A 14,343-nucleotide genomic window follows, 5' to 3' on the forward strand; every position below is an offset into this window, starting at 1 on the left:
GCTTGTGTATACCATTTCAAGTTTGAGCCTGTTGCAGTTAATTGTGATGCTGTAGCATTCTGACAATAGCTTGCTGTTGTAGTTACTGTTGGTGCCGAAGGTGCTGCGTTTACAGTAACTACCGTTGCTGTAGAATTAAAGGTTTGTCCATTCGCTGTAATCGAAACCGTATAACTTCCCGTTTGATTTGCGATATAACTTGCATCCGTTGCTCCGCTTATATTCGTTGCATCTTTTTTCCATTGATACACATAACCCGTTCCTGTATTTGCATTCAAGGTTACATTTCCACCAGTACAAAATGTAGTTGAACCCACAGCTGTTATTAGTGGTGTAATACTAAAATTGCCCTCATTCATGGAAACTTTATCAATTGTAACACATGAGTTATTTCCGCCAACAAAAAATTTCAATTTTGCTGTTGCATCGCTTGTCGTTGCATTATAATTAAATGTGAATGTTTGTGCAACTGTTGTAAGATCTACCGTTTGACCAAAATAGATGGTATACGGATCTGCTTCTTGTTGTATATTTACAGACATTGTTCGTGCAACATCTGCTTTTGCCATAAAGCTTATTTGATAGTTTTTCCCCGTAACGATTGGCGCAAGTTGTCTTACTTGTACATGCCAGTCTAAGGTGCCTGGATTAGCAGATGGACAAATCTTCAAGGAGTTTGTTCCTGATAAATTTCCATTTGTAATAACAGCGATTGTGCCTGTAGCATTGCTGTTGTTTTGTATATCCCAGCCTGTTGTACCATTATCAAATTCTCCATTATTAATCAATGCGGTTGTTGGATTACCAACTACAATATTGACAATGGCTGAAGTTGTTTTATTACCAGAGTTATCGGTAGCAACTGCAGTAAGTGGATATGCTCCTTGTGCAACATTTGTCCAAGTATATGAGTATGGACCACTTGTAGAAGTACCTAATAAGGCTGTTCCGTTATAAAATTCTACTTTTGTGATAGAGCCATCTTGATCCGTTGCAGTAGCTGTAATTGTAACACTCGCTCCTACCGCAAATGTAGCATTGTTAACAGGTGCTGTTATAGCAACAACAGGTGACGTTCCATTCACGCAACTAGCAAACGGGTATGGATCTGGACAACAGGTCAGAGAAGGTTTCCCTGCCATATAATTTTTAAGCCAAGTCATTGCTGGTCTAAGAGTGCCATTTGAATACATAATTCCAGAATCGGTACCACTTGCACCAGATGTACCATTCCCATTTCTCCATGTAGTACCTTGTATGTACCCCCAAAGTGTAATACCGGCAACATGTGGATGCTCCCAAGCAACGGGTATCAATGCTGTATACACGGCAGTTTGTTTCGCTTCATTCGGATTTGCTTCTTGATCAAATTCTGTAATATGGATTGCTACTCCTGTTTTATTCCAAATTTCATCTATACATGCTTTAAAATTTGCAGCCGATAAATTATCTATACCATGGCATTGTAAACCTACACCATCAATTAAATTCTTCTGACCATTGGTTAAGTTTGGAGCATTTTTCACTGCATTTACCATATCGATATATGGTTGTCTACAGTTGTTCCAATTCATTTCAACATTATATTCGTTGATCAATAATTCTGCATTTGGGAAATATTTACGTGCAAGCTGAAACGGCCAAATTACCCAGCCGTATGGATTATTAATATCTGCTGCATTCGCAGGATTCGCTTTATAACCAGCAGTGAGCGCAGCTTTTAAATTACCTGGCATGGCCGTATTTACAGGTTCGTTCAACACATCAATCATTTTAAGACCACCCATGGGTGTGTAATGTGTAGAACATGCTTTAATGTAATTTTCAACCGCAGCAGTAATCGTTGCAGTGGATGCATTGGCAATGTAACCTGGTGTTTGAGAACCCCATACAAAATTGTGATACTTAAATAAACCTCCGTTATTTTTTGCCCAGTTATATGAAACATCTGAACCACTGAAATTGTAATTACCCTGACTACTTTCTACAGAACCCCACTTAGAGGCGTTCTCCGAAGTTACCTGATTCCAATAAGTCGTATAGGTACTAGGAACACTGTTTGCAATGATGTTCCCAAAATATTTACCCTTACACTTTCCGATAACAGTACTTGCTGGTGCCGTTCCGGATGTTACCGTTACGCTTTTAGCCGTTGAAGTAGTACTTGTTCCAGAATTATCTGTTGCAACTGCCGTAATGCTATAGGTGCCTGCACCTACATTTGTCCATGCATAGGTAAACGTTGGTCCTGTAGCTGTACTTAATAAAGTTGAGCCATTATAAAATTTAACATTAGATATTGATCCATCTGCATCTGCAGCAGTTGCTGTAATTGTAATACTTGCAGGTGCAGTAAAACTTGTAGTTGTTGGTGCAGTTAATGAAACAGTTGGTGCAGTTCCACCTGTTTGTGCTGGAAGCAATGACAACATCATTTGTGCATACCGCTGACCTAACGTACGATAAGATGCTGTTGTAAAATGTAGGTTATCAGATTGAGCGCCCAAGCCACTTGAAGAAATAATATGAGCAGTTGGTATTGTATTTGGCAAATTATTAATGATTGAATTCATACTTGCACATAAACCGTTGTGTGCTGCATCGACAACTTGCCCTGCCAACAAAGGAACGTTTGCTGCGTTAAGGCCTAAATCGGCTAACAAATTTGTATAAACACCTTTAACTTTTGTTGCCCATGCTTGATCGCCCGTATTTGATTCACCTTGATGTATTAAGATGCCTTTAATAACTCCATCGTTTTGGGCAAGTTTCGCCAACTCAACAATCTTTGCATAGGGATTGCCGCCATACTCATTCGCAATATTTTTAATGTATTGATCACTCGCAGAAAGCCCATTTATGTAGGATTGATAATTATTTTTATCAAATATTTCAATTTTAGTTCCTGCAATAGAAACATGCACGATACCCACTTTTACGTTTGCAGGCAGATTGGCAATCATTTCACGACCAAAATAATCGGAGGGGCCAATTTTAGTATTACATCTTGCAATTGGAGGAGTAGCAGTACGCCATGTATTTTTAGGCTGCCCAGTGCAGGCTACGGCTTGCATTACTTGAAAACGACTATTAACAGTCTGATCTTGTGCTTCAATAGGCCCTTGCCCTTCCATATTGGATTGTCCAAAGCATATGTAAATTTGAAAATTGGGATCAACTGCCGAAAAGGTTGAGGGTATAAAGCAGAGTGTTAGTATTATAAGTAACAAAACACGTTTAAATGCATACATCATATAAAATTCGGTTTATAAGTTCAGATAACTACTTCTTATTCTATTCAAAATAGTGGGTCTGAATTTGCTACGAACGGATATTAAAATTGTAAACAGAAACCTCGATTATTATAGTGATTTTTCTTTAATGTATTCAATAGTAAATAATTACAGTACACGCATGAATGTCGTTTCGTTGAGGATAATAAACAGTTAAATTTGCTATTGCTGGTGCCGCTGCCCTTTAAAATCATTTATATTGAATTTATTTATCGCAAAGCCCCAACAACAGATCGCTCGATTTTGAGTGCTCTGGCTTTTATTTATGCATTAAAAATACCATTCAGCAATTGGAAAAAACCAACAACAATCGGGGGAGCTTATGGGATTGCGGATTATAATTATAGTTTGTTTTTTTTATAGACTAATAAAACAATTCCTACGAATAGGCTCTTCAAAGAGGTTTAAGTAATTTTTTAATTAATACAGACTTATGTATCTTTAAAATATGACAGCTATTGAAAATTCCGTTGATTGTGTAATATTTGGATTCAAAGACAGACAGCTTAACATCCTACTCATAAAACGTAAAGAATTTCCTGAAAAAGGAACGATGGCATTGCCTGGAGATTTCCTTAGCAAAGAGGTAAGTTTAGACAATTCTGCTAAAAAAACTTTAAAAGCGATAACTAATTTACAAAATATATTTTTAGAGCAAATTGGTGCATTTGGTGATACAGATCGTTATCCTTCAAAGCGTGTGATTACAATAGGTTATTACGCACTTATAAATATCGAACACTACAAACCACAAGCGGGCTATACTGCTGAAAAGCTAGAATGGTGCCCTATGGATTCTCTGCCCAGGCTTGCTTTTGATCACTTAAAAATAATTGAAGCAGCCTACGTCATTTTAAAACGTAAAATTAGACACGAGCCTATTGGATTTAATTTGTTGCCGGAACAATTTAGTTTAACTGAATTGCAGCAAGTTTACGAAGCAATTTTGGGGACAGAATTGAACAAGCGAAATTTCAGAACAAAATTAAAGCAAATGAAATTGCTCATTGAAACGGGAGTTAAACAAGAAAATGTAGCCCACAAACCAGCAATGCTGTACCGTTTTGATGAAAAAGTATATATGAAACTCAGCAACGAAGGGTTTTATTTTAAACTCTAAGACACAATACAAACCATCTTTTATAAATAAGGTCATGGTTTTATTTTAATCGAATTTCATGTCTGAATTTCAATTAAATTGACTTAATTAAATCCTTTTTTACGTAATTTACATTCAAATTAAAAAATATTTTATGAAAAAAATCCTTTTGCTGAGTGCAACCATTGTTTCACTTTGTTCAGCAATTTTTGTTATCAATGGCAAATACGAAGTAATTACTTCTGGATATAAAGTTCCAGAACATGGTAAGGGGAAATTTGCGATGAATGACAAAGTACCTCCTTTAAATTTCACCCTAAATAATTTATACCAAACAATTGATAACGTAAGTTTTGATGGAAACAACATTACAATTCTTTCAAAAGCTCAACGATTGGGTTTAATTACTATGGGCAGTGTAGCCCAAATAGGTTCTGGCAATACCTATTCGCCAGCTGTAATGGTAGATAATTTTGATATTGAAAATAGCCTTTCAAAACACGAAAGTTTTCCTATAAACTTAGCTGATTTACTAAATAAAACTGCACCCTACAGTATAATGGATGCCGTAAGTTTAGGAAGCGTTATCGGAACAAATACGGATGATTTAGCTCTTTCTGATATAAAAGCAAAATACCCAAAAGCTTTCTTACCCATTGTTGAGAGCTCAACTAGTTCAACAGATACCCTTATGGTATCCTATTATTTTGGTTCGTATGCAATCTCTTCTTACAAATACTCAAAAGGATTGGATGAATCCAAACAGTTAGAAACGTACCAAACTAAAAATGCAGTTACGCAAGAGCGTGTAGATTTTGGTGGTGCTGAATATAAATTGTTTCCTTGGGGTATTGATTTTTATAATGAAAAAGGAAATACAGTAACCGTACCTGTTGGTTGCAATCGCAAAGACTTAAAAAATCAATTTTACAAAGAGTTTGCCTATGTAACACATTCCGCTACGGGTAAAATAATTAATCAACCAATTTTAAAATTTGATTTCACAAAAGATCATGAATACATAAGCTTAGTTGAAAATGCACAAACAGGCGAAAAGCAATTGGTTGCCATTTTGGGAAACAAAATGTACATGGGCAAACAAAATGATCCAGAGCCAAACAAATTTACATTGGTTGTATTAAACCCTGATGGAAGTTTAAAACTTAAAAAAGATTTTCAATATGGTTTAAAAGGCAGAGAATTTATGCCTGCATTTGCTTTCATGAATGGTGATATTACGTATGTGGTTTCTAGAAATAAACTAACCTCTACCCTAGAAACATTTGTATTTGATGCAGCAGGAGAATTTACGATAATGAAACAACCAAGCGCAGATATATATGCAAGAACCTATGGTAATAGAAATGGTGCAATGAGTTTCTTAGCTGGATCGCAAAAATACAAGCCCTTTGCTACAAAAAAATTAGCCTCAGGAAATGTTGTTTTACTTACAAATGATGAATTTGATGAAACGATACCCAATCCAAATGCAAAGCCTGGTGACATGAATCAAACCTTCAAAATCAATAGATATAAAAATGTCATTGCTTTTGAATTCACTCCGACGGGTGAATGTGTTGGTCAGTTTGTTCAATTCAAAGAGTTTCAACATACTAAAACACCTACTTATATAGAAGAAATTATTGTAAAGAATGACAAGATTATTATCTTGACATTGGATAAAGATAAATCTATTATCAATCCACTCCTTAGTGCACTACACAACGATCAAATGCTTGAGAAAGGCTGTAAACCACTATGCAAACCTGCTGTTATAGAATTCAATTTTACAGATAAAAGTTTATCCATAAGTAAAGCTGATCCTATGTTCATTACTCTATACGGTACGCAGTCGTATTTTTTATTAAACGATAATGCTGGCATTGCGTATTATGGATACGTAACTGGTAAGCCCTCTAATGAATGCGACTTTCAGGTAAACGTTATTAAATTCTAAAAATAGGATAAAATTAAAAGAGTCTGTGGATGATGTACGCATCATCCACAGACTCTTTTTTTATATACGATTACTTACTGAATTATTGGTAACTGGTATCTTCAAATCACCGCTACCAGAGGATATTTTTTCGATGCATTCTTTTTTGCATTCTATATATAAATACAAACACTTTCTATAATTTCTACGTGTTATCTATTGATTTTATATTGTAATCCAATTTCAAACGATTGTGACTTTATAATACGTGTGTTCAAAAAAGTACTATTATAAGATAAGTTTAAAACGATGGGATTTTTTATTTTATTGAATTGAAACGTTGTTAAGAAGGATGTACCTCTTAAATACTGATACATGATTCCCATTGTGAAAAATTCATTATAAGAAAGCATAACGGTGGAGTTGACGATATCAGACAAAGGTTGTTGCCTCCAAAATAAATTGCCTTTCAAAATAAGAAATGGGCTTAATTCCTTTTCTGCTTGTATGTAATATAAGTTGTAGCGCTTTAATATTAAGTACGAATTAAGCACAACCAATTTATTATTGAAAAATTGATACGCAGCAGCTCCAAACTCTAATTTTTTGTATTTCAAAATTAAACCTCCATTGCCATCGGGCACACTTCCATGGCCTGTACCAGATGGTGCAGAAAAATCATGTGCAGATACCCCTAACCCAAGTCCGGCAGAAATAGATATATCTTCTGTTATGGGAATTCGGATAGAATAATTTCCATAAAATTTAGGAGAAGCAATATATGGACCTTCCTTTTCATTTTGAAAAATTACTCTTGCAACCTGTCTAATATGAAGATCCGGTTTAAAGGTTACGTCCGCATAAGCTGTTTGCGTACTTACATCATTTAATAATCCTACTCGGGATTTATAGAGCACATTGAAACTTGCTTTGGTATCGTTCGTATTTATCCAAGCGGGATTAACAAGTGCTAAATGGTTTACAACAACAGATGAATAATAATCTGGAAGATAATTATTTTGCACATTCTGTGATATACCAAGAAGAGGCATAAAAGCGATGAATATCAAAAATATTATTTTATTCAATGTTTTTTAAATGAGTTCCGTACAAATATAACTAGAACAGTACTTGTTAAACACTATATAATATATTCAATTATTTGAACAAATAATATTAAAATTATTATCTACTATTTCATTACTATTGACCTTATGCTGGGTCTTAACTTTAATCCTTAACAATTAATGAGCATAGAGAAGGAAATACCAGACTTAATTAAACAAGGCAAAGATGCTGATGTCATTCATTTGTTTTATAAATTAGTATATCCTCGGGTAAAAAAAGCTATTTTAAAACGTGGAGGTAAAAAAGAAGACATTGAAGATGTGTTTCAAGAATCAATTATGTACCTCTATAAACAAATAATAGGGGATAAATTTAGTGATAAATATACTGTTTATGGATTTCTGTATACACACACTATACATCGTTGGATGAACTATTTAAGGAAAAATAACCGTTATGTTCATGTAGATTTTCAAACAGACATAAGTTATGGTAATTTAAAGGTAGACCATGACGAAGTATATCCTACCGCTAAAGAAGGGAATCTGATAACGGAGCTTTTTTCTACAATTGGGAATACATGTATCGAAATTCTCACTTATACAATCTATCAAAATTTAATGATGGAAGATATTCAAATTCGAATGGGATTTGAAACAGAAGGAGCAGTAAAGATGAAACTAAAACGTTGTCGAGAAAAATTATACAAGGAGATTGAAAAAAATCCCATTATACTACAAAAATTGAAAGGTCATGTATAAGGAATATTCATATGAGGAAGTTGAAAATTACCTGTCAGGAGACTTTTCTGAAGAAGAAATAATACAGTTTGAAAAGCAACTGGAGATTGATGAAAAACTGAAACAAAAAGTACTCATATGTCAGTCTACTCCTACACTGATTTTACAAAATAAACTAAGTAATCTTAGGACAATTATGTCTGAAGAACAAGCAAAAGCAGACAAGAGCAAATTTCCTTTTAATAAAACGGGAATGCTTGTAATTGTATCGTCTGTGTTACTTTCTGGTACAGCCATTTATGTAAATTCCGAAAAAACTATTTCGCAAAATATTCAAGATACGGGTAAGAATATAATCCAAACAGATACTGTAAAAGTTCGTTCAACATTCACCCAAGAAGAAAAAAACATACATATTTCCGAAGGTCAAAACATTGAGAAAACGAATGTTGCCGAGACGAAAGAATCTATTGAAAAAACCTTAAGATCAGATACTGTTTCTAAAGAAATTAAGCCGGTTACAAACGTCCGTATTGTTGATCATAATCAATCAACTGATTCAACAACAATCAATAAGCCAAAGCAGGATATTTCTGTTTTGGATAGCAATCCAAAGAGCATTATTCTTAAGCCTACTGAAACAACAAAAAGTAATTGCGATGATATTGAGATACTAGCAGATATTTCGATAACGGAGCCTTGCTTAGGAAGCAGAGATGGAATGATTGAATTGAAAAATTTACAGGGAGGAAAATCTCCATATAAATCATTCATCAATAAAAATGAGGTAGGATATGTAACTGTATTTAAAGACTTATACCAAGGAAATTATTCAATTGATGTAGTTGACGGAAACGGTTGTAAACATCAATTTAATAGTATAATTTTAATAGGGAAAAATTGCAATCAAAAATACGATTTTAATACCAGCCAAGGAGAAGTGTGGAATGGACCGATTACAAACCAGATTTGTACCCTAAGAATAATAGATAAAAATGGAACAATGGTATTTACAAAACAGATGGATAAGGATGTACAGTGCACTTGGGACGGATATAATTTAACAGGTACTCTTTTGCATGGTTATTTTGTGTTTACGATTGAAAATAAAGATGGTTCTGTTACTAAAGGTTCTATCACAATAACAGAATGAGACAAATTAAAATCATATTAGCTCTATTATCATTGATGTTGTGTATTACAACATTAAAAGCACAAACCGTGTCTATTGTAGATGGTAATTTTAAAAAATTTCTATTAGATAGTTTGCCCACTGTTTTAGACGCATCGCAAAATCTTATAATCGCAAATGCTGCCAACGTAACAGAAATAAAATGCCAAAACTATAATATTACGAGCATCAATGAACTTGTTTATTTTACTGGTCTAAATACCTTAAATATAAGTAAAAACCCCATCACAACATTGCCAGATATTTCAGTTTTAACAGGATTGACAAGACTGTTAATTGGAGATACAAAAATTGAAATCCTACCCAACATATCTAATTTCCCGAATTTAGTAAAATTAGATATACACCGCTTGTACCTTACAACATTTCCTGATGTATCTCAAAATATATTGTTGGAAGAGTTGATTTTAAATACGAATAACTTTAGCTCCATTCCAATATTAAATTTACCAAACCTTAGAATATTAGATGTATCATTAACGAAAATAACTACGCTTCCTGATTTATCAAACCTTACAAGCTTAACATCCTTATCTTGCTTTAGAAATGTATTGCAACAATTGCCTGACTTGTCTATGTTGACGAATCTAACTATCGTTGATGCCAGCACAAATCAAATAAATACATTTCCTTCTCTACCCACAAGTGTAGCCACGTTATACTTAGATAATAATTCATTAACCACTATACCAAACTTACTTGCGTATACTGCCCTTAGTAAAGTACGGCTTTATATGAATTATTTAAGCTTTGAAGATTTACTTCCCTTAACTAATAATCCAAACTACAGCGCTATATATTCGGTTGCCCCTCAAAATAAAATACGTGTTGGAACAAACCAAACAGTTGTAGAGCATACTTCATTCTCTATAGATTCAAACCTAGACTCAAATATACCAACCGTTATAAGAAAATGGTATTTTGAAAATACAGCAACAAACCAGTCGAATCTATTGTATCAAATCAATCAAACACAATTATCAGACCAAGGAGCTTATTACTGCTCACTTACAGATCCATCGTTTCCAGGTTTAACAATTCAAACAGAAAATTTCAATATAACGGTTTTGCCTTGCGTTAATATAAACGGAGTAACAACTGAAATACAAGGAAGCACTTGTATAAAACAAGGATCGGTATACGTAACGTTAACAGCACAACCAAGTAGTAATTATACCTTTCAATTGGAAGGTGTGCAATCTCATAAAATATTTACTTCCACATCTGGACAATTTGCAAGCCTAGCGGACCCACAATACATACTTACAATAATTGCACCTACAGGATGTACTTACAGCTTACCAACCATATCCATACCTAGAGAAGAGTGTCAACAAATTGTACTTACACCCAACGGAGACGGTGTTGATGATACGTATTATTTTCCTCAAACAGGGTCTGCAAAATTGGTAGATAAATTTGGAAATGTTGCATGTCAATTATCTCTTCCAAAAATTTGGGATGGCTATTGTAATGGACAAAAATTACCTGTTGGATATTATTTAGTTACTATCAATGGTGGTGAAGAAGTTCTCAAAGTATCCATTATTTTTTAAAATATTTTTTTAATCTACTGATTAAATAATAACATCTAAAAAATATGCTTTATTGTATTCATAGATCATACTTTGGTTGATTCAGTAATAATAGCATCTGCAAGGTTGTACTTGATCCATGAAAACCCGTAAAGAAAAATCACTACGCCTTATTAAGGCACAAAATTTTGAAATTGATATATTTATTAAGGTGCAATAAGATTAATAATGGTGTTAATAAATGATATAATGTCATTTAGTTTAATTGCATAGAATAGATGTTGTTGGGGTTTCTGCTAGTTGAAATCAATGAAATGAACGCGTGTGTCGTATAGTACCAACAAAGAGAACCCGATTTTTGGTGCACCCCGTATTTATTTGTCGTTAAAATAACATTGAGCAGGCGTAAGTACCAACAATAGCAATCGGCGGCGCTTCACGAATCGACATTGATAAATGATATAAAATTCAATTTTTTATTTATTTATAGAACCTCCTAATCCATTCGTAAAATATTTTATTATGCTCCGATCTCAGTAGGGTTCATAACTCATTTAGTTGATAAGAAAAATCCCATTACCTACATTCGAATATCCATGATATGATATTATATTCTACAAAGCAACTCTATTATCCTTTGAGTATGTGCCAAATTTTTTGTTTTAGCTTTTGTAGTACCGATATACCTTCTCCATCGAAATAGAAAAATAAAAATTAATTGCAATTTTGATTAGGAAATTTTAACGCATCATTTATTTAAAATAATACGCTGTTTATTCTTCACAATTAGTGTACATGCCTGATATCGGTCGTTTCATATATTGATCGAAATTAATAAACATCCAATTAGTATAATTACACTTAATCCAAACCATCCTACTATTAATTTATTTTTTGTTGATGAACTGCCCTCTTTGGAAAACGAGAATGCTTAGCAGTTATAGTTCTGTTTTTTGAAAACAGCACGCGACAAAATCTGAGTTGTTGTAGAAATTAAAAATAATTTTGTTAAATTAAAAAGACCTGGCCAATGTAAAATCATCGGTCCAGGCCATATCAAAAAATGGTAATACCAGAATTTTACCTTTTTACAATCTTGGTTGTATACACGCCATTTTCTGATTGAATAATTACAGAATAAAGACCAGCAGCTAAATTGTCACCCAATGAAATTTCTTCAACATATAAATTAGAAAACGTTTCAACCAATGCACCAGAAGCAGTGAAGACTTTAACATTTTGAATCATACCCAGATTTTCTAATTTGATTGTAGTCAAATTATCAAACGGCTGTGGTATAACTGTAATGTTCGTTGTTGTACCATTCGTAGTTGCTGTAGCTACACAAGCTGTATTACTTGTAGTTCCGCCTACGCAAACATTGCAATTATCATATACTGCGGTGCCGTTTGGAACCCCTGCACAATCAAGACAAGAATTTTCTGTTTTCCCACAACCACAATTTCCCGCATCTATCTTATATGCATCACTCGGACAAGCATCGCCTGCAATCGATACATAACCAAATGGCTGATTGCACGACGTTTTTGAAACCAAAGCATCTCCTTTACCATCACCATCTATATCTTGATACCAAACAATACCAGTGGTAATAGTGATTTCTTTTCCAGCTGACAATGTCTTGCAACCACTTCCATTCGTTACTTCAACAACATAGTTTCCTGCACTGTTAGCTACATAGGTCTGATTTGTGCCAACAAACGTTCCGCTGTTATACCATTTGTACGAAGCACCTGTACTTGCTGTCAGTACAGTAGATCCTCCTGAACAGAACGACGTACTTGGGCTTGTGATTGTAGCTGCAGGTAATGTACTCACTGAGATTTGACTAACAGCCGAAGTTGATTTACAGCCACTCGCATTACTTACTTCTACGCTATATGCGCCAGATGTTTCTGCTGTATACGTTGATGCCGAACCAACTTGTGTAGTACCATTATACCATTTGTATGAATTACCAGCACTTGCTGTAAGCACCACTGAACTGCCTGAACAAATTGACGTAGTAGGTGAAGTAATTGTTGCCGTTGGTAATGTACTTACTGTTATTTGTGTAACAGCTGAAGTTGCTTTACAGCCTCCTGTATAGGTAACTTCAACAACATAGTTTCCGGCAGTATTCGCTACATTGGTTTGATTTGTACCAACAAACGTTCCGCTGTTATACCATTTATACGAAGCTCCTGCACTGGCTGTTAATACAGTAGATTCTCCTGAACAAAATGACGTAATCGGAGTTGTGATAGTAGCTACAGGTAATGTACTCACTGAGATTTGACTAACAGCCGAAGTTGATTTACAACCACTCGCATTACTTACTTCTACGCTATAGTTACCAGCAGTTGATGCTTTATACGTTGATTCTGTTCCAACTTGTGTTGTTCCATTAAACCATTTGTACGAAGCACCTGCACTCGCAGTCAGCACTACTGACCCGCCTGAACAAATTGACGTAGTAGGTGAAGTAATTGTTGCAGTTGGTACTGTACTTACTGTTATTTGTGTAACAGCTGAAGTTGCTTTACAACCACTCGCATTACTTACTTCTACGGTATATGCGCCAGATGTTTCTGCTGTATACGTTGATGCCGAACCAACTTGTGTAGTACCATTATACCATTTGTATGAATTACCAGCACTTGCTGTAAGCACCACTGAACTGCCTGAACAAATTGACGTAGTGGGTGAAGTAATTGTTGCTACAGGTAATGTACTTACTGTTATTTGTGTAACAGCCGAACTTGCTTTACAACCACTCGCATTACTTACTTCAACGGTATAGTTACCCGCACTTGATGCTTTATACGTTGATTCTGTTCCAACTTGTGTTGTTCCATTAAACCATTTGTACGAAGTACCTGCGCTTGCTGTTAATACAGTAGACCCTCCTGAACAAATTGAAGTAGTAGGAGTCGTTATAGTAGCCGTAGGTTTAGACACTATTAATGCAAACGTACTTGTTGCTTTACAGCCATTCCCATCGATATATGTTGCAATATAATTTCCCGTATGGGCACTGTTCAAATTTGTAATTATTGGATCCCGAACCGATGAGGTAAAATTATTCGGACCAGTCCAAGACCATCCATTATTTTGTGTTGGCCATGGACCAAACGATACAGTTCCCGTTTCGCAAGCTGTTACACTTGATGCAGCAACCCACGCACCGGCATCTACTTTTACATTTTGTGTAATTATTGGCAATGCATGTAACGTTGTCACCACGGGTGCAGAGCTTACTTTACAGCCGGCTGCTGAGACTACGTTTACTGTGTAATTACCAGCAATAGCTGTTGTATAACTTGCAGTTATGCCAACTTGGGTTGTATTGTTTTTCCAGATATAACTCGCTCCGGAACTTGAAGTCAATGCTAAACTAGTACCTGCACAGAAGGAACTTGGACCGCTTGTTGCAACGATGCTGTTTGAAATTGAAAGTGTATTTGCACCACCGATATA

8 protein-coding genes are annotated in these 14,343 nt (G+C 34.9%); 5 read left to right on the top strand and 3 right to left on the bottom strand.

What is annotated here, in order from left to right; translation table 11 throughout:
* The coding region (locus Q0543_RS09520; RefSeq protein ID WP_299251869.1) for an endo-1,4-beta-xylanase at window positions 1–3,134 on the bottom strand (3,134 nt) is incomplete at its 3' end.
* Between the two features lie 607 nt (window positions 3,135–3,741).
* Between Q0543_RS09520 and Q0543_RS09525 the strand changes: the two genes are divergently transcribed.
* Both Q0543_RS09525 and Q0543_RS09530 read left to right on the top strand, forming a co-directional pair.
* The gene (locus tag Q0543_RS09525) at window positions 3,742–4,413 is read left to right on the top strand and encodes an NUDIX domain-containing protein (protein WP_299251872.1); all 672 of its coding nucleotides are present in this window, start codon (window positions 3,742–3,744) and stop codon (window positions 4,411–4,413) included.
* 133 nt (window positions 4,414–4,546) lie between these two features.
* Complete coding sequence (locus tag Q0543_RS09530) at window positions 4,547–6,349, top strand: hypothetical protein (protein WP_299251875.1); 1,803 nt, start codon at window positions 4,547–4,549, stop codon at window positions 6,347–6,349.
* A 191-nt stretch (window positions 6,350–6,540) separates the two neighbouring features.
* Here Q0543_RS09530 and Q0543_RS09535 read toward each other — a convergent pair whose 3' ends face one another.
* A complete protein-coding gene (locus tag Q0543_RS09535) occupies window positions 6,541–7,398 on the bottom strand; it encodes a type IX secretion system membrane protein PorP/SprF (protein ID WP_299251878.1) in 858 nt (285 codons plus the stop codon).
* A 177-nt stretch (window positions 7,399–7,575) separates the two neighbouring features.
* Between Q0543_RS09535 and Q0543_RS09540 the strand changes: the two genes are divergently transcribed.
* The 3 genes from Q0543_RS09540 to Q0543_RS09550 are packed head-to-tail and all read left to right on the top strand — an operon-like array spanning window position 7,576 to window position 10,884.
* Entirely contained in the window at window positions 7,576–8,157 is a 582-nt protein-coding gene (locus tag Q0543_RS09540; RefSeq protein ID WP_299251881.1) for an RNA polymerase sigma factor, read from the top strand.
* A complete protein-coding gene (locus Q0543_RS09545; RefSeq protein ID WP_299251884.1) occupies window positions 8,150–9,289 on the top strand; it encodes a hypothetical protein in 1,140 nt (379 codons plus the stop codon). The genes Q0543_RS09540 and Q0543_RS09545 overlap by 8 nt, the downstream gene beginning before the upstream one ends.
* The gene (locus tag Q0543_RS09550; protein WP_299251887.1) at window positions 9,286–10,884 is read left to right on the top strand and encodes a hypothetical protein; all 1,599 of its coding nucleotides are present in this window, start codon (window positions 9,286–9,288) and stop codon (window positions 10,882–10,884) included. Before Q0543_RS09545 ends, Q0543_RS09550 begins: the two co-directional genes overlap by 4 nt.
* Before the next feature lie 1,059 nt (window positions 10,885–11,943).
* Here the strand turns inward: Q0543_RS09550 and Q0543_RS09555 are convergent.
* On the bottom strand, window positions 11,944–14,343 hold a 2,400-nt coding region (locus tag Q0543_RS09555), incomplete at its 5' end, for a T9SS type A sorting domain-containing protein (RefSeq protein ID WP_299251889.1).

This window comes from uncultured Cytophaga sp. (assembly GCF_937863595.1).
In the GTDB taxonomy this organism is placed as follows: Bacteria; Bacteroidota; Bacteroidia; order Cytophagales; family Cytophagaceae; genus Cytophaga.